Source organism: Leifsonia sp. C5G2 (assembly GCF_013359685.1).
Taxonomy (GTDB): Bacteria; Actinomycetota; Actinomycetes; order Actinomycetales; family Microbacteriaceae; genus Leifsonia.
Genome location: NZ_JABFMV010000011.1, coordinates 108,259 through 132,859, shown reverse-complemented (window position 1 = coordinate 132,859; position 24,601 = coordinate 108,259). Strand labels below are relative to the sequence as shown.

Genomic DNA, 24,601 nt, shown 5'->3' with positions numbered 1-24,601 from the left:
TGCCCCACAACACGCGGATCGTATATGATCTCGAATACGGTCAGCAGACCCCTTCCCGGACGATGAGGAGCCACCACCCGTGAGCGACATCGGCCACCCCGGCAAGATCATCGCGGTGCACCTGAACTACCGTTCGCGCGCCGCGCAGCGCGGCCGCACACCGGCCCAGCCGTCCTACTTCTTCAAGCCGTCGTCGTCGATCGCGCACTCCGGCGGCGAGCTGGAGCGGCCGGCCGGGACGGAGCTCCTCGCCTTCGAGGGCGAGATCGCCCTCGTCATCGGCCGCCCCACCCGCCGGGTCACGCCGGAGGAGGGCTGGGCGGCCGTGTCCGGCGTCACGGCGGCGAACGACTTCGGCCTGTACGACCTCCGCGCCGCCGACAAAGGCTCCAACGTCCGCTCCAAGGGCGGAGACGGCTTCACGCCCCTCGGGCCGGTCGTCCTCCCCGCCGCCTCCCTCGACCCCGGCGCCCTGCGCGTGCGCACCTGGCTGAACGGCGAACTCGTGCAGGAGGGCACGACCGACGACCTGCTGTTCCCGTTCGGGCGCCTGGTCGCGGACCTCTCGCAGCTGATGACGCTGGAGCCGGGAGATGTCATCCTCACCGGCACCCCCGCCGGCTCGTCCGTCACGCAGCCGGGCGACACGGTCGAGGTGGAAGTGGATGCGCCCTCCGCGCCGGGCGCACCGACGACCGGCCGCCTCGTCACGCGGATCGTCGAGGGCACCATCCCGTTCGGCGACTTCGGCACGAAGCCCGCCGTCGACGACCACCAGCGGGCGGAGGCGTACGGCACTCCCGAAGAGCCCGCATGGAAACTGACGGACGACCGGCGCGCGAAGCTCGCGTCCGTCGCGACCGCCACGCTCAGCTCGCAGCTGCGCAAGCGCGGCTTGAACAACGTCTCCATCGACGGCCTCACCTCGACCCGGCCCGGCACGAAGGTCGTGGGCACGGCGCGCACGCTCCGCTACGTGCCGAACCGCGAAGACCTCTTCGCCTCGCACGGCGGCGGCTACAACGCGCAGAAGCGCGCCTTCGACGCCGTCGGTGCCGGGGAGGTGCTCGTGATCGAGGCCCGCGGCGAGCGCGGCAGCGGCACCGTCGGCGACGTGCTCGCCCTGCGGGCCCAGGTCAACGGCGCCGCCGGCATCGTGACCGACGGGGGCGTGCGCGACCTGGAGGTCGTCGCCGCACTCGACATCCCGACGTTCCACAACGGCCCGCACCCTGCGGTGCTCGGTCGCCGGCATGTGCCGTGGGACACCGATGTGACCATCGCCTGCGGCGGCGCGACCGTGCAGCCGGGCGACGTGATCGTCGGCGACGCCGACGGCCTGCTCGTCATCCCGCCCGCCCTCGTGGACGAGGTCGTGGCCGACGCGATCGAGCAGGAACGCGAAGAGGAGTTCATCGCCGAGCAGGTCGCCCAGGGCGCCCCCGTCGACGGGCTGTTCCCGATGAACGCCGAATGGAAAGAGAGGTACCGCGCATGGTCGACTCAGCGGTGAAGACGGCCGCCCCGAGCAAGTCGCAGCTGGCCTACGACTTCATCCGGGCGCGCATCGACGACGGGCGGTACGTCTCCGGCTTCCGGCTCGTGCTCGGGCAGATCGCGGGCGAGCTCGACATCAGCGTCGTCCCGGTGCGCGAAGCCATCCGGCGGCTGGAGGCGGAGGGGCTGGTGACGTTCGAGAAGAACGTCGGCGCCCAGGTCGCGCTGCTGCAGGAGGCCGAGTACACGTACACGATGGAGACCCTCGCGCTCGTGGAGGGGGCAGCGACCCAGCTCTCCGCTCCCCTGCTGAACGGCGACCACCTCCACCGGGCCCGCATGATCAACCGCGAGATGATCGCCTGCCTCGACGACTTCATCCCGCACCGGTTCACGCAGCTCAACCAGGAGTTCCACGCAGTGCTGTTCGAGGAGTGCCCCAACCCGCACATCCTCGACCTCGTGCACCGCGGCTGGAACCGCCTGACCGTGCTGCGCGACTCCACCTTCAGCTTCGTGCCCGGTCGCGCCCGCGAGTCGGTCGACGAGCACGAGCACATCCTCCAGCTCATCGAGTCCGGCGCCGACGCGCTGGAGATCGAGCTCGCCGCCCGCCGCCACCGGCTGGCGACCCTGGACGCGTTCCACGCGTACCAGAGCGAACACAAGCAGCAGCACTGACCGCACCCATCGAACGGAGGCCGCGCATGGCGCAGCACCACATCCCGGAGAACCTTCCGGACAAGATCCAGCACTTCATCGACGGCCGGTTCGTCGACAGCGTCTCGGGCAAGACCTTCGACGTCCTCGACCCGGTGTCGAACGAGACCTACGTTCAGGCCGCGGCCGGCCAGAAGGAGGACATCGACCTCGCCGTCGCCGCCGCGCACCGCGCCTTCGCAGACGGCCCCTGGCCGCGCATGAAGCCGCGCGAGCGGGCTCGCGTGCTGAACCGCATCGCCGACGCGGTGGAGGCGCAGGACGCCCGCCTCGCGGAGCTGGAGACCTTCGACACCGGCCTCCCGATCACGCAGGCGCTCGGGCAGGCGCAGCGCGCGGCGGAGAACTTCCGGTTCTTCGCCGACCTGATCGTCGCGCAGGCCGACGACGCCTACAAGGTCCCCGGCAGCCAGCTGAACTACGTCAACCGCAAGCCGATCGGGGTCGCCGGCCTCATCACGCCGTGGAACACGCCGTTCATGCTGGAGAGCTGGAAGCTGGCCCCGGCGCTCGCGACCGGCAACACCGTCGTGCTGAAGCCCGCCGAGTTCACGCCGCTGTCGGCGAGCCTGTGGGCGGAGATCTTCCGTGCTGCCGGCCTGCCCGACGGCGTCTTCAACCTCGTCAACGGCCTCGGCGAGGAGGCCGGAGACGCGCTGGTCAAGCACCCGGATGTGCCGCTCATCTCGTTCACCGGCGAGAGCCGGACCGGGCAGATCATCTTCGCCAACGCCGCGCCGTTCCTGAAGGGGCTCTCGATGGAGCTCGGCGGCAAGTCGCCCGCCGTCGTCTTCGCCGACGCCGACCTCGACGCCGCGATCGACTCCACCTTGTTCGGCGTGTTCTCGCTGAACGGCGAGCGCTGCACCGCCGGCTCCCGCATCCTGGTCGAGCGCCCGGTCTACGACGAGTTCCTGGAGCGGTACGCCGAACGCGCGAAGCACATCGTCGTCGGCGACCCGCACGACCCGAAGACCGAGGTCGGCGCGCTCGTCCACCCGGAGCACTACGACAAGGTCATGTCGTACGTCGAGCTCGGCAAGCAGGAGGGCCGCCTGCTCGCCGGCGGCGGCCGCCCGGAGGGCCTGGAGACCGGCAACTACGTCGCTCCGACCGTGTTCGCCGACGTCTCCCCGGATGCGCGCATCTTCCAGGAGGAGATTTTCGGCCCGGTCGTCGCCATCACCCCGTTCGCTTCCGACGAGGAGGCGCTGGAGCTCGCCAACGGCGTCCGCTACGGCCTCGCCGCCTACATCTGGACCAGCGACCTGGAGCGCGCCCACACCTTCGCGCAGAACGTCGAGGCCGGGATGGTGTGGCTCAACTCCCACAACGTCCGCGACCTCCGCACCCCGTTCGGCGGCGTGAAGGCGTCCGGGCTCGGACACGAGGGCGGCTACCGCTCGATCGACTTCTACACCGACCAGCAGGCGGTCCACATCACGCTCGGCCCGGTCCACACCGCCCGGTTCGGCGCGACCGCGCACCGTCCCGAGGAGGCCGCCGAGGCGGCCGAGGACGCCGGCGACGCCTGATCCCCTCCCCCACCACAGCAAGGAAGCTCTGACATGACCTCACCCATCACCCCGGACGCCCCCGAGCCCGCCGTGACCGACGGCGACCCGATCCCGGCGCCGACCCACCGCATCCGGACCCCCAAGGCGACGCCGCCCGACGTCGTCCGCTGCGCCTACATGGAACTCGTCGTCACCGACCTCGCCGCCAGCCGCGAGTTCTACGTCGACGTGCTCGACCTCGTCGTCACCGAGGAGGACGAGGACACCGTCTACCTGCGCTCCTTCGAGGAGTTCATCCACCACAACCTGGTGCTGCGGAAGGGCCCGGTGGCCGCGGTCGCCGCGTTCTCGTACCGCGTCCGCACCCCGGAGGACCTCGACCGCGCCGTCGCGTTCTACTCCGAGCTCGGGTGCCGGGTGGAGCGCCGTGCGGAGGGCTTCACGAAGGGCATCGGCGACTCCGTGCGCGTGGAGGACCCGCTCGGCTTCCCCTACGAGTTCTTCTACGAGGTGGAGCACGTGGAGCGCCTGGCCTGGCGCTACGACCTCTACACTCCGGGCGCGCTTGTCCGGCTCGACCACTTCAACCAGGTCACGCCGGATGTGCCGCGTGCCGTCGCGTACATGGAGGACCTCGGCTTCCGCGTGACCGAGGACATCCAGGACGAGGCCGGCACCACCTACGCCGCCTGGATGCGCCGCAAGCCGACCGTGCACGACACCGCCATGACCGGCGGCGACGGACCGCGGATGCACCACGTCGCGTTCGCCACCCACGAGAAGCACAACATCATCGCAATCTGCGACAAGCTCGGCGCCCTCCGCCGCAGCGACTGCATCGAGCGCGGACCTGGCCGGCACGGCGTCTCGAACGCGTTCTACCTGTACCTCCGCGACCCCGACGGCCACCGCGTGGAGATCTACACCCAGGACTACTACACCGGCGACCCGGACAACCCGGTGGTCACCTGGGACGTGCACGACAACCAGCGCCGCGACTGGTGGGGCAACCCCGTCGTCCCGTCCTGGTACACGGAGGCCTCGACCGTGCTCGACCTCGACGGGAACCCGCAGCCGCTGACCTCCCGCACCGACGACTCCGAGATGGACGTGACCATCGGCGCCGACGGCTTCTCCTACACCCGCAAGGGCGACGAGGCGCAGGGCTTCAAGCTGGGCGCGCAGGTGTAGTCGCGGCCGCCGGACGCACCAGGTGGAGGTGGCGGACACCCTCCTCCACCTTGGTTCCGCCGTCCGGGGCGAAGCCCGCGGCGCGGTAGAACGCCTGCGCCCGCGGGTTCGGGTCGGCGACCCAGAGCGCGGCGGCCGTCCCGTCGGGAACCACCGCCTGCAGCAGCCGGCGGCCGAGCCCCGACCCGTGGTGCCCGGCGAGCAGGTAGAGAACCTGGAGTTCGCGCACGTCGCCGTGCTGCGGGTCCGCGGGGCCGGACATCGCGATGCCGACGATCCGGCCGTCCACCTCGGCGACCGCGAAAGTGTTGGCGGCGTACCGGTCGTCCGAGAGCACCGTCGTCCACATCCGCTCCCGCCTGGCCGGCGCCTCCGGGTCGTCGAGCACGGCGTCGGGCATGATCCCGCGGTAGGTCTCACGCCACGACTGGACGTGCACGCGCGCCATCCCTTCGGCGTCGTCCGTCCGCGCCGGCCTCACCTCGACATTCCCCATCCCATCAGGCTACGGCGTCCGTGCACGACGGTCGGGTAGCCTCGGCCCATGGGGGATGTCGTCGTCGCGCCAGGCGTGCGCTGGTACCGCAGAATGCCGCCCGCAGGACTCGGGCGCCTGGCCCGCGCGGTGTGGTGGGCCGGCCACGGGCAGTTGTTCATCGGGCTCGGACTCGCGGTACTCGGGCCTGCGCTGTTCGGCCTGGCGCAGCTGAGGATCGGAGCGGGTGGCGCCGCCTACACCGGCGTGCTCCTGGTCGCGATGGCGGCGCCCTTCTGCTGCTCCGGGCTGATGCTCCGGCGGTTCGCGCCGCACCTCGACAGCGGCGGGAACGCCCTGTTCTTCCGGGTGATCGAGCTCATCGCGGTCGTGCTGTTCATCGCCGTCCTGTCGATCGCCTTCGTGTTCGTGGACATGTTCGTGCTCATCCTCCTGAGCTGGGCGTGGGTGCTCGGCGCCTCCTAGCGACCCGGCCGCACTCGCTCGGCGGAGGACTTTCGGCCCTCACAGCACAGACCCCGTCGATCGCACCCTTGGCGTATGAACACCAAGACCGTCACGCATTCCGCCGAGGACCTCAAGATCCGTCACGACGTCCAGTCGGAGCTGGGCTGGCAGCCCGCGCTCGACGACCCCGCGCACATCGGCGTCGCCGTCGATGCCGGCGTGGTCACGCTCAGCGGCCACGTGCGCACGCTCAGCCAGCGCCTGGCCGCGGTGATGACCGCGCAGCGGGTGACCGGCGTCCGCGCCGTCAACGACGAGCTCGAGCTGCGACCCGTCGCCGGGGAGCCCGAGGGCGTCGAGCTCGCGAAGGCGGTGGACGACGTGCTCAGCTGGACCTCGGGCCTCCCGCCGAAGGGCATCCACGTCGAGGTGGACGGGCACACGGTCATCCTGACCGGCCTGGTCGACTGGGACTTCCAGCGCACGGCGGCCGCCCGGGCCGTGCAGCAGCTCCGCGGCGTGCACAGGGTGGAGAACCGGGTGCAGCTGACGGGACGACCCGACGCCCAGGACGTCGAGCACCGGGTCCGTCAGGCGATCGTCCGCAACGCCGCCCTCGACGCCCGGAACATCGTCGTCACCTCCGACGGCACGGAGCTCACCCTCACCGGCACGGTCCGCTCGTGGATCGAGAAGCACGAGGCGGAGGTCACCGCCTGGTCTTCGCCGAACGTCACGATGGTCCACAACCTGCTCCAGGTGCACCTGGGGGACGGACGATGAGCGCCGGACGCCCGGCGCGCTCCGGGGCCCTGCTGGAGATGGCGGGCCTGGCCGTCGTCTGGGCCGTGCTGCTCTTCGCGATCGCCGTGCTGGCGCTGCAGCTCCTCTCCGTGATCTACGCGTCTCAGATCGACACGGTCCTCCGCGTCTTCGGCGTGTCGGCCGGCTGAGCGCGCGGCGGCTCCGCCGCCTCGGCCTCCGCGATCCGTCCGATGGTCCGCAGCAGGCTGTCCGGGTTGAGCGAGATGGAGTCGATGCCCTGCTCGACCAAGAAGGCGGCGAAGTCGGGGTGGTCGCTCGGCGCCTGGCCGCAGATCCCGATCGTGATCCCCGCCTCGTGCGCCCGCCGGATCGCCTCGGCGATCATCCACTCGACCGCCGCGTCGCGCTCGTCGAACAGCGGCGCCAGCAGCTCGGAGTCGCGGTCGACGCCGAGCACCAGCTGCGTGAGGTCGTTCGACCCGATCGAGAAGCCGTCGAAGCGGCGCGCGAACTCGGACGCGCGGATAACGTTCGAGGGGATCTCGCACATCATGTAGACGCGAAGGCCCTGCTCGCCGCGCACCAGCCCGTTGGCGGCCATCTCCTCCAGCACGCGGTCGGCCTCGCCGGGTGTGCGGCAGAACGGCACCATCGGGATGATGTTGGCGAACCCGAGCAGCTCCCGTGCGCGCTTCAGGGCGGCGCACTCCAGCGCGAACCCCTCGCGGTAGCGCGGGTGGTAGTAGCGGGAGGCGCCGCGGAAGCCCAGCATCGGGTTCTCCTCCGGCTCCTCGAACGCCTCCCCGCCGAGCAGGTGCGCGTACTCGCTCGCCTTGAAGTCGCTGAGGCGCACGACCACGTCGTGCGGGTGGTACGGCGCGGCGAGCTTGGCGATCCCGCGGGCCAGCTTCTCGACGAAGAAGTCCTTCGGGTCGTCGAACCCGGCCGTCAGCTCCCGGATCCTCGCGCGCGCGTCCGCGTCCACCCGGTCGGGATGCACGAGCGCCATCGGGTGCACGCCGATCACGTTGTTGACGATGAACTCCATCCGGGCGAGACCCACACCGGCGGCGGGGAGGCGCCACCAGCGGAAGGCGGCGCTCGGGCTCGCCACGTTGACGTTCACGCGGGTCCGCGTCGCCGGGACGCGGCTCAGGTCGACCTCAGTGGTCTCGAACGCGAGCTCACCGCCGTAGACGTGACCGACATCGCCCTCGGCGCAGGAGAGAGTCACGGGCTGGCCGTCGCGCAGGGTCTCCGTTCCGGATCCTGTGCCCACCACCGCCGGGATGCCCAATTCGCGGGCGACGATCGCCGCGTGGCTGGTGGATCCTCCGTGATCCGTGACGATCCCGGAGGCCCGCGCGATCACGGCCACCCAGTCGGGGTCGGTCATCTCGGCCACGAGGATCGCGCCGTCCGTGAAGCGCGCGATCTGCGACGGGTCGCGGATGACGCACACGGTCCCGGCCGCGATCGCATCGCCGATCGCGGCGCCGGAGAGCAGCAGCGGACCCGTCTCGGTCAGGTGGTGCTCCACGAACACGGGACGCGTCTTCACCGACTGCACGGTCTCCGGCCGCGCCTGCACCAGGAAGAGCTCGCCGGTCATCCCGTCGCGCGCCCACTCCACATCCATCGGCCGGCCGTAGTGCTTCTGCACCGACCGCCCCCAGCGCGCCAGCTGGAGGATCTCGTCGTCGGTCAGCGTGAACGCGGCGCGGCGGCGGGCCGGGGTGTCGAGCGTCCGGGTGCGTGCGGTGCCGCCCTCGCCGTAGACCATCATGCGGGCCTTCGCGCCGAGGGCCTTCTCGATGATGGGCTCGGCGCCGGGCCGGTCGAGCAACGGCGTGAACACCTGGTACCGGTCCGGGTCGACCGCGCCCTGCACCACGAGCTCCCCGAGGCCCCACGCGGCGCTGATGACCACGACGTCCGGGAAGCCTGTCTCCGTGTCGATGGTGAACATGACCCCCGACGCGCCGAGGTCGGAGCGAACCATCGACTGGACGCCGATCGAGAGCGCCACTGCCAGGTGGTCGAACCCTTGCGCCTCGCGGTACGCGATCGCCCGGTCGGTGAAGAGGGATGCGTAACAGCGACGGCAGGCCGTCAGCACGGCCTGCTCGCCCGCGACGTTGAGGAAGGTCTCCTGGGCTCCGGCGAAGCTCGCCTCCGGGAGGTCTTCCGCCGTCGCGCTGGAGCGCACGGCGACGGCGGGCGTCGGCGTGCCGGTCCGCTCGCCGAGCCGCCGGTAGGCGCGGAGGACGGCGTCCGCGATGGCGGGAGGGAACTCCGCCGACAGGAACAGCCTGCGCAACTCCTGCCCGGCCTCCCGCAGCGTCACGGCACCGGAGCGGTAGCGCTCGAGCTGCTCGCGCAGGGCCGGCTCGATCCCGTTCTCTGCGACGAACGCGCGGTACGCGGAGGCCGTCGTCGCGAACCCGTCCGGGACGCGGATGCCCTCCGGCGTCAACGATCCGGTCATCTCTCCGAGGGAGGCGTTCTTGCCGCCCACCCGCGGAACATCGTCCATCCCGACCTCGTCGAACCACAAGACGAACCCGTCCACCGGTCTCCTCCGATCCGCCGTGGCGCCGCCGGTGGCGCCCACGCGTCGGGGCGACGGTACGTCCCGCCGCGACGGCCGGCACAGGGGCTTTCGGCCCGCCGTCGCGGCCGGGCGGTCAGGCCCGGTCGAGCATCACCTCGAACCGTTCGACGTCGGCGCGGTCGCAGAGCGCGGTCGCCGGGGTGATGACGGCGGCGGTTCCGGCCGCCACGGCCGCGCGGAACGCCGCCTCCACCGGCCGCGACTGGGCGAGCCGGAGGACGAAGCCCGCGACGAAGGCGTCGCCGGCGCCGACGGCGCTGACGACGTCCACCACGGGCGCCGCGAGCCGCAGAACGCCTTCCGCCGAGACGAGGACGGCACCCTCGGCGCCGAGCGTGAGGGCGACATAGCGCGCCGAGCCGTCCGCGACCAGTGCGGTGGCCGCGTCGATCCGGTCGTCGAGGGTCGGCAGCGGGGCGCCGGCGAGCTGTTCGAGCTCCCGCCCGCTCGGCGCGACCGCGAAGACCCCCTCGGCCAGAGCCGCGCCGAGCGCGGGCCCGGACGCGTCGACGACGCACTCCGCCCCCGCCTCCCGCGCCAGCCGCACGGCCCTCGCGTAGAAGTCCGCCGGGACGCCCGGCGGGAGGCTCCCGCTCGCCACCAGGAAGCCGCCGGGAGCGACGGTCTGCCCGATCACATCGAGGCACGCGCCCCACTCCTCCACGCTGAGGGTCGGCCCCTCGAGCACGAAGCGGTACTGCGCTCCCGTCGCCCGCTCCTCCACGCTGAGGCTCTGCCGGGTCTGCCCGGCGATCGGCACGACCACGCTCGGCACGCGCTCGGCGTCGACGAGGCGCCGGTAGGCCTCGCCGATCGGGCCTCCCGCGGTGTACAGGGCGAGGCTCCGGCCGCCCAGGCGGTGGATGACCCGCGACACGTTGACGCCGCCCCCGCCGGGGTCCAGGCGGCTCCCGCTGCAGCGCAGCTTGTGCTCCCTGACCACCTCCTGCGTGGACGCGCTGATGTCGAGGGCGGGATTCAGGGTCACGGTGAGGATCTGCCGGACCGGGCGGGCGTCGACGGGATGCTGCTCCATCGTGGCGGCCTCCTTCTCGGGTACGCCGCGCTCAGCCGCGGTGGCGCCGACTGTAGCGGCCGGCGGACGGGTGCCGCGGGCCCTAGGTCCCGCCCGTGCGGCCCGCCGGCGAGGAGGATCGACCGGGTGGGAGGCGAGCGGATGTACGCGGACAGAATCGAGGCGGGTCGCGAACTCGCCGACAGCCTGCAGTTCCTCGCGGTCCACGACCCGGTCGTGCTCGGCCTCCCGCGCGGCGGCGTCCCGGTGGCGGACGAGGTGGCGAAGGCCCTGCACGCTCCCCTGGATGTGATCGTCGTCCGGAAGCTCGGGGTGCCGTATCAGCCGGAGCTGGCGATGGGCGCCATCGGCGAGGGCGGCGTCCGGGTCGTGGACGACGACGTGGTCCGGATGGCCGGTCTCACCGACGCCGACCTGGCCGAGGTCGAGCACCGGGAGCGGGCCGAGCTGGAGCGGCGCGTCCGCCCGTTCCGCGGCGATCGCGAGCGCGTATCCCTCGCCGGTCGGACGGTCATCATCGTCGACGACGGCATCGCCACCGGGTCGACGGCGCGCGCCGCCTGCCGCGTCGCCCGGGCGCTCGGCGCTTCCCGCGTCGTCGTCGCGGCACCCGTCGGTCCTGCGGAGGCCGCCTCCCGGCTGATCCCGGACGCCGACGATGTCGTGTGCCTGGAGGAGCCGGTGCCCTACTTCGCCGTCGGCCAGGCGTACCGCGACTTCACCCAGACGACCGACGACGAGGTCGCGAGCGTTCTCGCACGCGCGGCCCTCCGGCCGACGGGAGCGCCCGCCGACCTGGACCCGGAGGTCGAGATCCCGGCGGGACGCGTGACGCTCGCCGGATCGCTCGCCGTGCCGGATCAGGCAACCGGCCTCGTCCTGTTCGCCCACGGCAGCGGCAGCTCCCGGCACAGCCCGCGCAACCGCTTTGTGGCCGCTGTGCTCAACGCCCGGGGCATCGCCACACTCCTCCTCGACCTGCTGACGCCCGGCGAGGAGCACGACCGCCGGCTGGTCTTCGACATCGAGCTGCTCGCCGAGCGGCTCGGCTTCGCGACCCGGTGGGCGCGACAGGACGAGACGACGGCCGGGCTCCCGCTCGCCTACTTCGGTGCGAGCACCGGGGCCGGTGCCGCGCTGACCGCGGCGGCTCAGGAGCAGGAAGGCGTCGTCGCCGTCGTCTCCCGCGGCGGCCGCCCCGACCTGGCCGGCGCCGGCGCGCTCGAGCGCGTCACCGCGCCGACCCTCCTCATCGTGGGCGGGAACGATCCGGAGGTGCTCGACCTCAACCGGCTCGCCCTCTCCCGGATGCGGTGCCCGACCCGGCTGGAGGTCGTCCCGGACGCCGGTCACCTGTTCGAGGAGCCGGGAGCTCTGGAGACGGTCGCGCAGCTGGCGGCCGGATGGTTCGAGCAGCACTTGCCGACCGCCGATCGGCTCGCCGCCGGCTGAACCAGCGCGCCGCCTCGTCGGCGCCCCAGACGATGACCGGGCACGGCAGCAAGAGCAGGATCAGCCACGCGGGAGGCGGCGCCGTGCCGAACACCGTCTGCAGCACGGGCACGGAGCAGAGGGCGGCGGCGAAGAGCAGCTCCACGCCGATGGCCGCGAGCAGCGGCGGGTTGCTCAGGACGCCGAGCCGGCGGAGCGAGGTTCGCTCGGTGCGCGCCGCGAAGGCCGTGCCGACCTGGCAGGCGACGATCGTGAGGAACGTCGCCGTGGTCGCCTGCAGATAGACGCCGTGGAGGGGGTCGCCGGGCCCCACGGGCGCCCCCGGCGTCCAGCCACCGGCGACGAGCACCGCGAAGAACGCGCCGAGGGCCAGCGCGGCGGAGAGCACCCCCATCAGGCCCCACGCCCGGAGCAGCAGGCGGCGCGTGATGAGCGGCTCCGAGCGGGGGCGCGGGCGCCGCGACATCACGTCCGGCTCCGCCTTCTCCCGGCCGAGTGCGAGGGCGGGGAGGATCTCCGTCCCCAGGTCGATCGCGAGGATCTGCAGCACGGTGAGCGGGAGCGGGATCGCGCCGCCGGACAGCGCGAACAGCATGAACGGCACGACCTCCGGCACCGCGTGAACGAAGATGTAGAGCACGAACTTGCGCAGGTTGTCGTACGCGCGCCGCCCCTCCCGGATCGCCGTCACGATGGTCGCGAAGTTGTCGTCGGTGAGGACCATCGTCGCCGCCTGCCGGGCGACATCCGTCCCCGAGCGGCCCATCGCGACGCCGATGTCGGCCCGGTGGAGGGCCGGGGCGTCGTTCACCCCGTCGCCGGTCATCGCCACCGTCTGGCCCTCCTGCTGCAGCGCCTCGGCGATCCGGAGCTTCCCCTCCGGCGTGCTGCGGGCGAAGACGAACTCGCCCGGCTGGGCGAGCAGCGCATCCAGCTCGGGCTCCGAGAGCGCGTCCGCCTCGCTTCCCGTGATGACCCGGTCCGTCGCGATGCCGACCTGACGCGCGACCTCGCTCGCGGTCGTCCCGTTGTCGCCGGTGACGACGTGGATGGTGATCCCGGCGCTGTGGCAGGCGGCGACCGCCTCGGGCACCTCGGGCCGCGGCGGATCGAGCAGGGCGACCAGCCCGAGGAGACAGAGGCCGGACTCGGCCGCGGCCGCATCCTCGGGCGGAGCCGACGCCTCCCGGGATGCGAGCGCCAGCACCCGGAGGCCGTGCCGGGCGAACCCATCCACCGCGTCGAGCACCTCCCTGCGATCGGAGTCCGTCGCCGGCCGCGCACGCGTGCCGTCGAAGACCGAGACGCACAGCGGGAGCAGCAGCTCCGGGGCTCCCTTCACCGCGACGAGCAGGCGGTCGCCGCGGCGGCTCACCACGCTCATCCGCTTCCGCTCCGCGTCGAACGGGAAGGTCGCGACCCGAAGCGCCACGCGGGCGCCGAGCCGCTCCCCCGCCTCCCGCAGGGCCGTCTCCATCGGGTCGGACAGGCGCTCCAGCTGGTTGCAGTCCACCATCACCTCGGCGAGCGGGCCGAGCGCGGGGTCCGGCGCCGTCGGGTCGATCGCCCGTCTCGCGCTCCACACGGCCGTGACCGTCATCGCGTTGCGGGTCAGCGTCCCCGTCTTGTCCGTGCAGATCACGGTCGTCGAGCCCAGCGTCTCCACCGCGGAGAGCTGCTTCACCAGCGCACCCTGACGCGCCAGCACCCGCACGCCCACCGCGAGCGCCAGGGTGATGGTCGGCAGGAGCCCCTCGGGAACGTTGGCGACCAGCAGCCCGATCGCGAACACGGCGGCCTCCGGCAGCGACAGCCCCGCCAGCAGGCCCAGCGGGAGGAAGAGCGCGCCGACCCCGACCGCCACTCCCGCGATCAGCCAGGTGGAGCGCCGGACCTGCCGCTCCAGCGGGCTGAGCTGCGGCGTCGCCTGACGGGAGAGGGTGGCGATCCGGCCGAGCTCCGTCGTCGCTCCCGTGGCGAACGCGACGGCCCGCGCCTGCCCGGACGTGCACTGCGCGCCCGAGAAGACCGCGTCCGGGGCGTCGATCAACCGGTCCGCCGTGTCCTCGGCACCGGCCGACCGGGTGACGGGAGCCGACTCGCCCGTCAGCGTGGAGAGGTCCATCTCGACGCTCCCCTCGATCAGCCGTGCGTCGGCGGAGACCCGGTCGCCCTCGGTCACCAGGATGACGTCGCCGGGCACCAGGTCGACCGCCGGCACCTCCGAGGCGACGCCGTCGCGGACCACCGTCGCCTGCTGCGGGAGGTAGCGGGACAGCGCCTCGATCGCCCGCTCCGCCTGCCTCCCCTGCAGATAGGCCACGATCGCGTTGATGACGATGACCGCGAGGATGGCCCAGCACAGGACGGGCGTCCCGGCCACCCACGCCAGCGCGGCCGCAACCCACAGCAGCAGCGCGAGCGGGTGCGTGAACTGCCGCACCAGCTCGCGCAGCCAGCTCGCCCGCCGCCCCGTCGGCAGTGTGTTGGGGCCGTGAATGGTGAGCCGCCGGGCGGCCTCCCTGCTGCCGAGCCCGTCCCGTCCGGTCTTGAGGTCGCGGAGCAGGGTGTCGATGGGCTCCCGTGTGGGCCGTTCGTCCGGCTGCGGCGCCACCGCGCCTCCTCCCCGGCCGCGGACGTCCTCCGGAGCGCGCGACCCGCTCACTCCTATGGAGTCAGGTCCGCGGCCGGCGCGGCAGGGACGAAAGGCCCCCGCGGGAGGCAGGCTCCGTTAGTCCGGAGTCGGTTCAGCGGGAGCCGAGCATGGAGCCGTTCATCGAGTAGCCGCCCCGCGGGTCGGGCGACGGCTCCGGCTCGTCGAACCGCGGGTTCGCTTTGCCCGGGAGGCTCTCCGGGCGCCGGTGCATGCGGCGGGCGAACAGCACCGCGACCACCGTCGCCGCGAGCAGCGCCACCCCGGCCGCGATCAGCGCCCAGCCGATCGTCTCGCCGCGGGCGACCAACGCGATCCCGAACGGCGCCGTCAGCCACGTGCCGGCGCCGGTGATGCAGGCCACCACCCACAGCAGCGCCACCCGCCGCCGCCGGCGCTCATCGTTCTCGAGTCCCGCAAGCAGTGCGCTCATCGTGACCACCCCCTGTCCTGAAGCATAGCGACTGCTCCCACCGACCGGGACCAGGACGCCGGCGCTACCCGCGCTCGACGATCTCGAACCGGTTGCCCTCCGCATCGTGCACCGCGAACATCGCCGGCACGCCGGGCCAGCGCAGCAGCTCGCCGACGTCCACGCCGCGCTCGCTCAGGCTCCGATGGGCGCGTTCGGCATCCTCCGTCTCGAAGCGGATGCCGGTCTCCACGCCCGCGGGCGCGTCGTCGCTCTCCGGCACCAGCGACACCGACACCGCGGAACCCGGCGGCGCGAGCATGATCCACCGCGTCCCGAGCTGCGGCAGCGGTGCGTCGACACGCACCTCGAAGCCGAGCACGTCGCGGTAGAAGGCGAGCGCGCGATCCTGGTCGCTCACGGGGATGCCGATGGTTCCGACGCCGACGATGCCGGGTCCTTCCGGGTCTGCCACGCGCCCATGATGCCGCAGGCACGCGCGCGCGGGAAGCCCCGCCCGCCCCCGCGACTGCGGCGGTGCGGAACGACCGCGGCGCGGCGCGCACCCGCAGACGTTCCGGGAGGCCGCCGATGCGCGGAAGGTGTTCCGGCGGGGAGCGGCTGCTAGGCCGCCGGCCCCGACGGGATCGTGGCTGCGAGGCCCGCGGTGACGTCGACGTAGCCGACCGAGCCGCCCAGTTGCGCGAAGCGCGCCATCGAGGAGATGGGCCGCTTCGTTCCGGAGTCGAGCAGGTAGATGGAGCCGTCCGGCGTCCGGAGGAACTTGGTGGCGGGCGCCCCCACGCGGAGCAGGGCGCAGGTGTAGGAGTCGAGGGGCGTGAACACCAGCGGGTAGAGCGGCTTCGTCGTCGCATCCAGCGACCGGAGCGTACCGGCCGCTGCGACGTAGTCCGTGCCTCCACACGTGATGCCGTAGCCCATGACCGATTTGGCGGCCGGGTAGCCGGCGAGGACGGCGCTGTTGACGAACGAGAATCCTGTGATCCCGATGGAGGCGGGGATGTCGAATGTCGAGAACGGGATCTTGTTGGTGAGGCCGTTGACGAGGTACACCGTCGCGTCGGCGGCACTGCGGACCAGCGTCCCCGACGTGAGGGCGATCGGCCCGATCGGCAGACCAGCGATGACGGAGGCCGGCACGACGCGGATCACGGGGCTCTGTCCCTTGGGGGTGAGAGCCAGGAGCGCTCCCCACGACGAGACGGGCTTGATGTCGGTCGGGCCGACGATGTAGACCGTCCCAGAGCTCGGGGACTTGATGAAGGAGCCGGTGGGGTAGCCGGGAAGCAGCGGGGCGGGAGTGGGAGCGGGCGTCCCGGGCGACGGCGACGGCGTGGACGTCGGAGTCGGGGTCGGGGTCGCCGTGGCGGCGGGGGTCTGCGTCGGAATGACCGACGGCGTCGGTGTCGGGGTCGGCGTCGCTGTGACCGTGTAGCCGCCCGCGGCCGCCGCGGAGCGGCTGTGAGCCCCCCACCCGGCCACGACGCGGTAGGTGTGGGAGCCGGCCGACTGCCCTGGCACCGACACGCTCCAGGCGCCGGATGCAACGTCGACGGAGGCGGTCCCGGCGGCCGTGGTGCCGCCATCCAGGTAGACCGAGACGGAGTTGCCCGTCGCCGCATTCGGCAGCGTACCCGTGAGGACGGTCGTCGTCCCCGGCGTCACCTGGGTGACCGCGGGTGCATCCACCGCCACCATGGGCTCCCACCCGGTGTGCTGGCTGAGGACGCTGGCGGCGTTCCCCTGGATCGGGTAGATCGCCGAGTAGCCTACGCTGTCGGTGCACGCCGCGCTCGACCAGGTCCCGCTGGAGTTGACCCCGACCGCGTAGAAGCCGATCATCGCCGGACCGCCCGAGTCGCCGTGGTACATGCACATGCTCGTCTGCACGGAGTTGACGGTCTGGCCGCCGCTGATGCCCTGCGCGTAGTTGACGCGCTGGACCGTTCCGCACGTCCAGCCGGTCGTCCGGCCGGACTTACAGACATACGCTCCGACGGTGGCGGTGATCGTGCCGCGCACGGGGATGGCGTTCCCGTCCCAGGTCGAGACCAGTGGTCGCGGGGCGACGGCCGGGTTGCTCACGCCGATCAGCCCGGAGTCGTAGCCCCCGCCGAACTGGAACGAGTTGTAGTCGAGGTTGCCGATCGTCGAGCCGGACGTCCCGGTCTGGTTCGGCTGGGTCTGGACGTACCGCGTGGCGGTCACGGGAGCAGCGGGAACCGGGGAGTTGCCGAGCAGGCAGTGCCCCGCGGTCGCGACGCTCGCTGCCCCGGACGCGTTCCACCCGTTGAACCCCGTAGAGCAGATCGAGATGTAGCCGCCGCCGACCGGCAGGTACCATCCCGATCCGTCGACCAGGTCCTCGTAGGATGTGGCCGTGGACACGGCGGGCGCGGCCGGAGGTGCGGAGGCGGAAGGCTCCGCCCCGAGCGCGCGGGCGACCTCCCGCTCGTGCGAGTCGGTGGTGTGCACCTTGAGGACGCTGCCGTCGAGCCACACCCGCGCCGGGTCGATTCCCGCCTTCTGAAGCGAGGCGATGGTGGCCGGAGCAGCGGCGGCGGCCTGCGCACCCGCAAGGTACTGCTGCGGCGTGATGTGGAGGTCCCGGGAGATCGCCGTCTTCAACCCGTCGGGCAGGGTCGACGGGTCGGGCGGCTGCGCGGCCGGGGTCGACGGGCTCGTGGCCGGAGCGGTCGGCGACGGCGCCGGAGTGCCCGCCGCGTCCGGTCCGCTCGTCGTGGGCGGAGGGCTCGGGGCGTCGGCGCGCACGCGGTCGGCCGTACCGGTGCACGCAGCAAGGGCGGCGGCCACGACGACGACAACCATGGAGGTGACCATCGTCACGGATGTCGCGAGCCTCTTCGGCTGCATCAGGCGGCTCCTCCGGCGGTTGCAGGACTCGACCATCGCTGGCTCGGTATCACGCGTCTACCGTACTGGGCCGCGCATCCTTCCGGTCGCGACTCGATCGTTCTTGTACGCAGAACGACAGCCGCCGCACGACCGCACGATGCCGGGACTGCCCGGATCCGACGGCTGAGAGCGTCAGATCTCCGATGCTTTTACTGCTGGGGTACCTGGACTCGAACCAAGAACAACTGAACCAGAATCAGCCGTGTTGCCAATTACACCATACCCCACTGCTCCGAACCGCGGCCCGGGCACGAGAACCAACTCTAGCCTACCCGCAGGCCGGACTACAAAACGGCGGCGTCGTCCAGAGCAAGCCCGATCAGGTCCCGGTTGACCGCGGCGGCGACCGTCGCTCCGGCGCCCGCGGCGACGATGAGCTGCTGCGGTCCGGGTGCCGTGGTCTCCCCCGCCGCGTACACGCCGGGGAGGGACGTGCGGCCGTGCCGGTCGGTCACGAGGTAGCCCTCCTCGTCGCGGTCGAGGTCGAGGGCGTCGGCGAAGCCGAGGGCCGGCGACCACACCGGACGGAGGAAACCGCCGGCGCGCGGGACGACCGTCCCGTCGTCGAGCCGGACGCCGGTCATGACGCCTTTCTCGCCCACGACGTCGTCGATGCGGCGGCGCTCGACGCCGACACCGAGCCGGCCGAGGGCGCGCTCCTCGTCCTCCGTCACACGACCGGCGCCGTTCGTGAAGACGATCAGGTCGTCCGTCCACTGGGTCAGCAGCAGTGCCCGCTCGGCGAGGTCGTCGGTCTCGCCGATCAGCGCGAGAGGCCGGCCGGCCTCCTCGTAGCCGTCGCACTCGACACAGCTGTGCAGCTGGGTGCCGTAGTACGCGCGCAGGCTCGGGATAGCGGGCATCGCCTCGGTCACGCCGGTCGCGATGACCACGGTGTCGGCGGTGACGTCGATGTCGGCGCCGCCGCGCACGCCGCGGCCGGTCACCCGGAAGCCGGAGCCCTCGACGGCCAGCCCGGAGACCTGGGCGAACACCACGGTCGCGTTGTCGTACGCGTCGACCTCCTCCCGGCCCATCCGGCGCAGGTCGAGCGGGGACACCCCGTCGCGCGTGAGGAACCCGTGCGCGCGCAGCGTGGCCGCGTGCCGGGGGCGGTTGCCGTCTACGACGAGCACGCGCCGGCGGGCCCTGGCCAGGTTCAGCGCGGTCGACAGCCCGGCGGGACCCCCGCCGACGACGACCACCTCGTACGATGCGTCCAGCGGCGACGCCTCCCCGGTCATGGCCGTTACCCGAGCGACGCCGACAGGCGGTCGAGGCGGGCGATGGTCTCGGGCTTGCCGAGGATCTCCATCGACTCGAACAGCGGAGGCGACACGCGGCGGCCCGACAGCGCCACCCGGAGCGGCCCGAACGCGACCCGCGGCTTCAGCCCGAGGCCCTCCACGAGCGCCTCCCGCAGCGCGGTCTCGATGGCGTCGTGCGTCCACTCCGACTCGGGCACGAGCTCGAGCGCGCCGAGGGAGGCGGCGAGCACCTCGCCCGCGTTCGCGGGCAGGGACGCGCGCGCGTCGTCCTCGACGACCAGCGAGGCGGCGTCGGTGAACAGGAAGCCGAGCATCCCCGGCGTCTCGCCGAGCAGTTGCACACGCTCCTGCACCAGCGGTGCGGCCTTCGCCAACACCTCGCGCTGTGCGGGCGTCAGCGGCTCCTGCACCACACCGGCCCTGGTCAGGTACGGGATGGTGCGCTCGGCGAAGTCGGCGACATCCAGCAACCGGATGTGGTCGCCGTTGATCGACTCCGCCTTCTTCAGGTCGAAGCGCGCCGGGTTGGGGTTCACATCCTTCACGTCGAACGCGGCCACCATCTCCGGCAGCGAGAAGATGTCGCGGTCGTGGGTGAGCGACCAGCCGAGCAGGGCCAGGTAGTTCACCAGGCCCTCGGGGATGAACCCGCGGTCGCGGTGATGGAACAGGTTCGACTCGGGGTCGCGCTTCGACAGCTTCTTGTTGCCCTCGCCCATGACGTACGGGAGGTGGCCGAAGCGCGGCACGAACGTGGTCACGCCGGCGTCGATCAGCGCGTGGTACAGCGCGATCTGCCGGGGGGTGGAGGACAGCAGGTCCTCGCCGCGGAGCACGTGCGTGATGCCCATGAGGGCATCGTCGACCGGGTTCACGAACGTGTACAGCGGGTGACCGTTCGGGCGCACCACGACGAAGTCGCTGAACGACCCGGCCTTGAAGGTGATCTCGCCGCGCACGAGGTCGTCGAAGCTCAGGTCGTCGTCCGGCACGCGCAGGCGCAGCGCCGGCTGTCGGCCCTCGGCGCGGTACGCGGCCTTCTGCTCGTCGGTCAGGTCGCGCTCGAAGTTGTCGTAGCCGAGCTTCGGGTCGCGGCCGAGCGAGACGTTGCGCGCCTCGATCTCCTCGGCCGTCGCGAAGCTCTCGTAGATGTGGCCCGACTCGACCAGCCGCGCGATCAGGGCGCGGTAGATGTCGTAGCGCTGCGACTGCCGATACGGGCCGTCGGGGCCGCCGACGTCGATGCCCTCGTCCCAGTCGAGCCGCAGCCAGCGGAGGGCGTCGAGGATCATCTCGTAGCTCTCCTCGCTGTCACGCGCGGCGTCGGTGTCCTCGATGCGGAAGATCAGCTTGCCGCCGGTGTGCCGGGCGTACGCCCAGTTGAACAGCGCCGTGCGGATCAGGCCGACGTGGGGCGTGCCGGTCGGGGACGGGCAGAACCGCACGCGCACGTCGGCGCCCGTGGCGGTGGAGAAGGGATGAGCGATCGAGTCAGACATACATCCGCGATTCTACCGGCCGGGATGCTCCCGGCCGGACTACTTCGGGGCGCGCACCGGGTTGACGAGTGAGCCGACGCCGTCCACCTCGACCTCCACCGTGTCGCCCGCCTTCATCGGGCCGATCCCGGACGGCGTCCCGGTCAGGATGACGTCCCCCGGCAGCAGCGTGAAGACGCTGGAGGCGTAGGCGATGATCGACGGGATGTCGTGCACCATGTCCGAGATCGGCGCCTCCTGCTTGAGCTCGCCGTTCAGGCGGGTGCGGAGCACCGCGCTGGGCGAGAGCTCGGTCTCGATCACGGGGCCGAGCGGGCAGAAGGTGTCGAAGCCCTTCGCGCGCGTCCACTGGCCGTCCTTCTCCTGCAGGTCGCGCGCGGTGACGTCGTTGGCGACGGTGTAGCCGAAGATGTGCTCCGCGGCGTCCTCCGCCCGCACGTTGCGGGCGATCTTCCCGATGACGACGGCGAGCTCGCCCTCGTAGTCGACCCGCTCGGACTGCGGCGGGACGACGATCGCGTCGCCAAGGCCGATGACCGCGGTGTTCGGCTTCAGGAACAGCAGCGGCTCCCCCGGCGCCTCGCCGCCCATCTCGGCGGCGTGCTCGCGGTAGTTCTTGCCGACCGCGACGACCTTCGACCGCGGGATGACCGGCGCGAGCAGCGAGCCGACCTTGCCGAGCGGGATGCGCTCCCCCGTCGTGTCGAAACCGGTGAACATCGGGTCGCCCGCGAGGACGACGAGGGCGTCCTCGTCGACGATGCCGTAGTCGATGGCGGGGGTGGACTGGCCGTCGCGGGTGTGGCTGAATCGTGCGATCTTCACGCGTCCGAGCCTACCGCTGCGGGTGCGGGGTCAGTCGGCCGCGCTCAGTCGGCCGCGCTCAGCGCCGCGACGATCCGGGCGATGGCCGGGGTCGGGATGCCGTGCCGCTCCCCGACGCGCAGCAGCGCGCCGCCGAGCGCGTCGAGCTCGCTCGGTGCGCCTGCGGCCAGGTCCTCCTGCAGCGACGTGCGCATCCCGCCGGGGACGCTGCGGAGCGCGCGCACCAGGTCGAGCTCCGCAACGGGGACGCCCTCGGCCGCCGAGCAGGCGACGATCTCTGACACGACCGCCTCGGTGAGCTCGGGATCCTCGCTGAGGGCGGCACCGGCCGGCTGACGCCAATACGACGTCAGCAGGGCGAGCGCGGCGAGCAGCCGGAACTTGGCCCAGAGCACCTCCGCCTCGGTCCCGCCGATGCGCACGCTCGGACCGGCATCGGCCAGAGCTCGGACGGCGGCGGACTCCGCCGCAATCTCCGGCGCCTCGATCCGGACGAACGGGCTGCGGTGGTCGATCACCGTCGCGGAGGCGCGCAGCGCCGACACCGCGACCGACGCGCCCGCCACCGGGACCCCGGGAAGCGCGTCGCGCAGCGGCGCCATGTGCTCGATCCCGTTGAGGAACGACACGACCTCCGCCGGCCGTGCGGCGGCGATCCCGGGAAGCACGTCGGCCAGCCCGTAGGCCTTGGTCGCGACGATCACATGTGCACCCGCCGGCACCTCGGTCTCGGCCCGGATGCGCTGCACGCCGTCGCCGAATTGCTCGCTGCGCACCTCGATGCCGTCGCGGCGAATGGCCTCCACGGTGCCCGGCCTCCCCACCGCGACGACCTCGTGCCCGGCCCGCTGCAGCAGCCAGGCGAACAGACCGCCGACCGCCCCCGGGCCGACGACCGCGAACACTTCGTCATCCTCGTCCGTCACCGGTCGCTCCTCTCGCTCCCGTGCGCCTCACGGCGTTCGCCGCCGAGGTGCTCGTCGTTGTTCCGCCCTGCGCGGTGTCGGGCGCAACGACGAGCACCTCGCGCGGGCTACGCGTCGAGGCGGTACATCCAGTTGTGGCGGTCGTGGGCGCGGCCGTACTGGATGTCGGTCAGCTCCTGGCGCAGCGACATGGTGAGCTCGCCCGGAGGGGCGGTGATGTCGCCGACCGTGAAAGTGTCGGACTTCAGCTCGCCGATCGGCGTGATCACCGCGGCGGTGCCGCAGGCGAACACCTCGACGATGTCCCCGGACTCCACCCCGTCGCGCCACTCGTCGATCGTCACCTTGCGGCGCTCGACCTTGTGGCCGCGGTCGCGGGCGAGCTGCAGCACGGAGTCGAGCGTGATGCCCTCGAGGATGCTGTCCGACTCCGGGGTCACGAGGGTGCCGTCCTTGTAGACGAGCACGACGTTCATGCCGCCGAGCTCTTCGAGGTACTTGCCCTCCACCGAGTCGAGGAAGAGCACCTGGGCGCAGCCGTGCTCGTACGCCTCCGCCTGCGGCAGCAGGCTCGACGCGTAGTTCCCGCCGGTCTTGGCGGCGCCGGTGCCGCCCTTGCCCGCGCGCGACCAGCGGTCGGAGAGCCAGATGGACACCGGGGCCACGCCGCTCGGGAAGTAGGCGCCCGCCGGGCTCGCGATGAGGTAGTACGCGACCTTATTGGCCGGGCGGACCCCCAGGAAGGCCTCCTTGGCGAACATGAACGGGCGCAGGTAGAGGCTCGTCTCGGGCGCCTCCGGCACCCAGTCGCCGTCGACCGCGATGAGCTGCTTCAGCGAGTCGAGGAAGTGCTCGACCGGCAGCTCGGGCAGCGCGAGGCGGTACGCCGACCGCTGCATGCGGGCGGCGTTGGCCTCCGGGCGGAAGGTGCGGATCGAGCCGTCCTCGTGCCGGTACGCCTTGAGGCCCTCGAAGATCTCCTGCGCGTAGTGGAACACCGCGGCCGAGGGCTCGAGCTGGATCGGGCCGTACGGCGAGACGCGAGGGCGGTGCCACCCGCCCTTCGCGGACCAGCAGATGTCGACCATGTGGTCGGTGAAGTAGTTGCCGAAACCGGGGTTGGCGAGGATCTCCGCCCGGGCGGCGGCATCGCGCGCCGCCTCGTTGCGGGTGACGTTCCAGAGCAGGCCCGAGGTCTCGGTGGGTCCGGTGGTGAGGTTGATGCTGGTCGAGGTCATGTCAGTCCTTTGCGCGACGGTGAATCAATTCTGCGCCACCCGGGCGGCGATCGCGTCCCCGATCTCCGAGGTGGAGCGGGACGCGCCCGTGCGGGCGGCGAGGTCGGCGGTCACCGCCTGCTCGACCCGCCCGGCGAGCTCCCTCTCGCCGAGGTGGCGGAGGAGGAGGGCCGTGGAGAGGATCGCGGCGGTGGGGTCGGCCTTCTGCTGGCCGGCGATGTCCGGAGCCGATCCGTGAACCGGCTCGAACATGCTCGGGAAGGCCCCGGCCGGGTTGATGTTGCCCGAGGCCGCCAGCCCGATGCCGCCGCTGATCGCGGCCGCGAGGTCGGTGAGGATGTCGCCGAAGAGGTTGTCCGTGACGATCACATCGAATCTAGCAGGATCCGTCACCAGGAAGATCGTCGCCGCATCGACGTGGAGGTAGTCGACCGCCACATCGGGGTGCTCGGCCGCCACCGCATCCACGATCCGCTTCCAGAGCCCGCCGGCGAAGGTCAGCACGTTGGTCTTGTGCACGAGGGTCAGCTTCTTGCGCCGCTGCTCGGCCTGCTCGAAGGCGTACCGGACCACGCGCTCGACGCCGAAGGCGGTGTTGACCGAGACCTCGTTGGCGATCTCGTGGGGGGTGCCCTGCCGGATGGCGCCGCCGTTGCCGACGTACGGCCCCTCCGTGCCCTCGCGCACCACGACGAAGTCGACCTCGCCCGGAGCGGCGAGCGGGCTCGCGATGCCCGGGAAGAGCGTGGTCGGCCGCAGGTTGACGTAGTGGTCGAGGGAGAACCGGAGCTTCAGCAGCAGCCCGCGCTCGATGTTCGCGCCCGCGAGGCGCGGGTCGCCGGGCTTGCCGCCGACGGCGCCGAGCAGGATGGCGTCGTGGCCGGCGATCGCCGCCAGGTCGTCGTCGGTCAGCACGTCGCCGGTGGCGAGGTAGCGGTCGGCGCCGAGCGAGAAGTGCGTCTTCTCGAACGACAGGCCGCTGCCTGACGTCGCCGCGTCGAGCACCTTGACCGCTTCGGCGATGACCTCTGGACCGATCCCGTCGCCCGGGATGACGGCGAGCTTGACGGAACGGGACATGGCACTCCTGCGGTGGTCGGCGATCGAT

Annotated in this window: 20 protein-coding genes, 1 tRNA gene and 1 pseudogene; 8 read left to right on the top strand and 14 right to left on the bottom strand. The window is 72.1% G+C overall.

The genetic code is table 11. The features are described 5' to 3' along the window. Positions 1-79 precede the first annotated feature (79 nt). From HNO83_RS14790 to hpaD, 4 genes are read left to right on the top strand one after another with little or no spacing between them, the layout of a single operon-like run. Complete coding sequence (locus tag HNO83_RS14790) at positions 80-1,513, top strand: fumarylacetoacetate hydrolase family protein (protein WP_175338278.1); 1,434 nt, start codon at positions 80-82, stop codon at positions 1,511-1,513. Continuing rightward, positions 1,495-2,178: a GntR family transcriptional regulator gene (locus HNO83_RS14785; RefSeq protein WP_175338277.1), complete on the top strand. Its 684-nt coding sequence runs from the start codon at positions 1,495-1,497 to the stop codon at positions 2,176-2,178. The genes HNO83_RS14790 and HNO83_RS14785 overlap by 19 nt, the downstream gene beginning before the upstream one ends. A 26-nt stretch (positions 2,179-2,204) precedes the next feature. Then, positions 2,205-3,752 (top strand): 5-carboxymethyl-2-hydroxymuconate semialdehyde dehydrogenase, encoded by a 1,548-nt coding sequence (hpaE, locus tag HNO83_RS14780; protein WP_175338276.1) that lies wholly within the window; start codon positions 2,205-2,207, stop codon positions 3,750-3,752. A 33-nt stretch (positions 3,753-3,785) separates the two neighbouring features. Further along, complete coding sequence (gene hpaD / locus HNO83_RS14775; protein WP_175338275.1) at positions 3,786-4,925, top strand: 3,4-dihydroxyphenylacetate 2,3-dioxygenase; 1,140 nt, start codon at positions 3,786-3,788, stop codon at positions 4,923-4,925. On the opposite strand, the gene HNO83_RS14770 is transcribed toward hpaD, so the two are convergent. Then, positions 4,903-5,421, bottom strand: a complete 519-nt coding sequence (locus HNO83_RS14770; protein WP_175338274.1) for a GNAT family N-acetyltransferase — start codon at positions 5,419-5,421, stop codon at positions 4,903-4,905. The genes hpaD and HNO83_RS14770 overlap by 23 nt on opposite strands. A 48-nt stretch (positions 5,422-5,469) precedes the next feature. Between HNO83_RS14770 and HNO83_RS14765 the strand changes: the two genes are divergently transcribed. The 3 genes from HNO83_RS14765 (at position 5,470) to HNO83_RS14755 (ending at position 6,821) form a co-directional block, all read left to right on the top strand. After that, positions 5,470-5,886 (top strand): hypothetical protein, encoded by a 417-nt coding sequence (locus HNO83_RS14765; protein ID WP_175338273.1) that lies wholly within the window; start codon positions 5,470-5,472, stop codon positions 5,884-5,886. A gap of 75 nt (positions 5,887-5,961) precedes the next feature. Continuing rightward, positions 5,962-6,651, top strand: coding sequence for a BON domain-containing protein (locus tag HNO83_RS14760; RefSeq protein ID WP_175338272.1), 690 nt, complete (start codon positions 5,962-5,964; stop codon positions 6,649-6,651). Next, complete coding sequence (locus tag HNO83_RS14755; protein WP_175338271.1) at positions 6,648-6,821, top strand: hypothetical protein; 174 nt, start codon at positions 6,648-6,650, stop codon at positions 6,819-6,821. Before HNO83_RS14760 ends, HNO83_RS14755 begins: the two co-directional genes overlap by 4 nt. Here HNO83_RS14755 and ppsA read toward each other — a convergent pair. Then, positions 6,776-9,205, bottom strand: a complete 2,430-nt coding sequence (ppsA, locus tag HNO83_RS14750; protein WP_349627223.1) for a phosphoenolpyruvate synthase — start codon at positions 9,203-9,205, stop codon at positions 6,776-6,778. The genes HNO83_RS14755 and ppsA overlap by 46 nt on opposite strands. 115 nt (positions 9,206-9,320) lie before the next feature. Further along, positions 9,321-10,283 (bottom strand): 1-phosphofructokinase family hexose kinase, encoded by a 963-nt coding sequence (locus HNO83_RS14745; protein WP_175338270.1) that lies wholly within the window; start codon positions 10,281-10,283, stop codon positions 9,321-9,323. A gap of 141 nt (positions 10,284-10,424) precedes the next feature. On the opposite strand from HNO83_RS14745, the gene HNO83_RS20150 reads away from it, so the two are divergent. Next, complete coding sequence (locus HNO83_RS20150) at positions 10,425-11,735, top strand: phosphoribosyltransferase family protein (protein ID WP_249776751.1); 1,311 nt, start codon at positions 10,425-10,427, stop codon at positions 11,733-11,735. Between the two features lie 10 nt (positions 11,736-11,745). Here the strand turns inward: HNO83_RS20150 and HNO83_RS14735 are convergent. The 11 genes and pseudogenes from HNO83_RS14735 to HNO83_RS14685 form a co-directional block, all read right to left on the bottom strand. After that, positions 11,746-14,349, bottom strand: a pseudogene (locus HNO83_RS14735) (cation-translocating P-type ATPase); the annotation flags it as partial. Positions 14,350-14,482: 133 nt separating this feature from the next. Beyond that, positions 14,483-14,821 (bottom strand): hypothetical protein, encoded by a 339-nt coding sequence (locus HNO83_RS14730; protein WP_175338268.1) that lies wholly within the window; start codon positions 14,819-14,821, stop codon positions 14,483-14,485. Positions 14,822-14,885: 64 nt separating this feature from the next. Then, on the bottom strand, positions 14,886-15,275 hold the full coding sequence (locus tag HNO83_RS14725) for a VOC family protein (RefSeq protein WP_175338267.1): 390 nt from the start codon (positions 15,273-15,275) through the stop codon (positions 14,886-14,888). A 149-nt stretch (positions 15,276-15,424) separates the two neighbouring features. Continuing rightward, the gene (locus HNO83_RS14720; RefSeq protein WP_175338266.1) at positions 15,425-17,695 is read right to left on the bottom strand and encodes a S1 family peptidase; all 2,271 of its coding nucleotides are present in this window, start codon (positions 17,693-17,695) and stop codon (positions 15,425-15,427) included. 197 nt (positions 17,696-17,892) lie between these two features. Next, positions 17,893-17,964 (bottom strand) — tRNA-Gln (locus HNO83_RS14715). 57 nt (positions 17,965-18,021) lie between these two features. Continuing rightward, positions 18,022-18,981, bottom strand: coding sequence for an NAD(P)/FAD-dependent oxidoreductase (locus tag HNO83_RS14710; RefSeq protein ID WP_175338265.1), 960 nt, complete (start codon positions 18,979-18,981; stop codon positions 18,022-18,024). 5 nt (positions 18,982-18,986) lie between these two features. Further along, positions 18,987-20,504, bottom strand: coding sequence for a glutamate--tRNA ligase (gltX, locus tag HNO83_RS14705; protein ID WP_175338264.1), 1,518 nt, complete (start codon positions 20,502-20,504; stop codon positions 18,987-18,989). A gap of 39 nt (positions 20,505-20,543) precedes the next feature. Then, positions 20,544-21,329: a fumarylacetoacetate hydrolase family protein gene (locus HNO83_RS14700; protein ID WP_175338263.1), complete on the bottom strand. Its 786-nt coding sequence runs from the start codon at positions 21,327-21,329 to the stop codon at positions 20,544-20,546. Between the two features lie 44 nt (positions 21,330-21,373). Continuing rightward, positions 21,374-22,255, bottom strand: coding sequence for a ketopantoate reductase family protein (locus tag HNO83_RS14695; protein ID WP_349627222.1), 882 nt, complete (start codon positions 22,253-22,255; stop codon positions 21,374-21,376). 107 nt (positions 22,256-22,362) lie between these two features. Next, positions 22,363-23,493: a branched-chain amino acid aminotransferase gene (locus HNO83_RS14690; protein WP_175338262.1), complete on the bottom strand. Its 1,131-nt coding sequence runs from the start codon at positions 23,491-23,493 to the stop codon at positions 22,363-22,365. Between the two features lie 24 nt (positions 23,494-23,517). Continuing rightward, positions 23,518-24,573, bottom strand: coding sequence for a 3-isopropylmalate dehydrogenase (locus HNO83_RS14685; protein WP_175338261.1), 1,056 nt, complete (start codon positions 24,571-24,573; stop codon positions 23,518-23,520). Between the last annotated feature and the right edge of the window lie 28 nt (positions 24,574-24,601).

Excerpts from the sequence above, each read along its gene's own strand:
- HNO83_RS14720 (WP_175338266.1), bottom strand. The coding sequence starts at position 17,695 with ATGCAGCCGAAGAGGCTCGCGACATCCGTGACGATGGTCACCTCCATG.
- HNO83_RS20150 (WP_249776751.1), top strand. The coding sequence starts at position 10,425 with ATGTACGCGGACAGAATCGAGGCGGGTCGCGAACTCGCCGACAGCCTG.
- HNO83_RS14745 (WP_175338270.1), bottom strand. The coding sequence starts at position 10,283 with ATGGAGCAGCATCCCGTCGACGCCCGCCCGGTCCGGCAGATCCTCACC.
- hpaD (WP_175338275.1), top strand. The coding sequence starts at position 3,786 with ATGACCTCACCCATCACCCCGGACGCCCCCGAGCCCGCCGTGACCGAC.
- HNO83_RS14785 (WP_175338277.1), top strand. The coding sequence starts at position 1,495 with ATGGTCGACTCAGCGGTGAAGACGGCCGCCCCGAGCAAGTCGCAGCTG.
- gltX (WP_175338264.1), bottom strand. The coding sequence starts at position 20,504 with ATGTCTGACTCGATCGCTCATCCCTTCTCCACCGCCACGGGCGCCGAC.
- HNO83_RS14760 (WP_175338272.1), top strand. The coding sequence starts at position 5,962 with ATGAACACCAAGACCGTCACGCATTCCGCCGAGGACCTCAAGATCCGT.
- HNO83_RS14755 (WP_175338271.1), top strand. The coding sequence starts at position 6,648 with ATGAGCGCCGGACGCCCGGCGCGCTCCGGGGCCCTGCTGGAGATGGCG.
- HNO83_RS14730 (WP_175338268.1), bottom strand. The coding sequence starts at position 14,821 with ATGAGCGCACTGCTTGCGGGACTCGAGAACGATGAGCGCCGGCGGCGG.
- HNO83_RS14710 (WP_175338265.1), bottom strand. The coding sequence starts at position 18,981 with ATGACCGGGGAGGCGTCGCCGCTGGACGCATCGTACGAGGTGGTCGTC.
- hpaE (WP_175338276.1), top strand. The coding sequence starts at position 2,205 with ATGGCGCAGCACCACATCCCGGAGAACCTTCCGGACAAGATCCAGCAC.
- HNO83_RS14770 (WP_175338274.1), bottom strand. The coding sequence starts at position 5,421 with ATGGGGAATGTCGAGGTGAGGCCGGCGCGGACGGACGACGCCGAAGGG.
- HNO83_RS14685 (WP_175338261.1), bottom strand. The coding sequence starts at position 24,573 with ATGTCCCGTTCCGTCAAGCTCGCCGTCATCCCGGGCGACGGGATCGGT.
- HNO83_RS14765 (WP_175338273.1), top strand. The coding sequence starts at position 5,470 with ATGGGGGATGTCGTCGTCGCGCCAGGCGTGCGCTGGTACCGCAGAATG.
- HNO83_RS14690 (WP_175338262.1), bottom strand. The coding sequence starts at position 23,493 with ATGACCTCGACCAGCATCAACCTCACCACCGGACCCACCGAGACCTCG.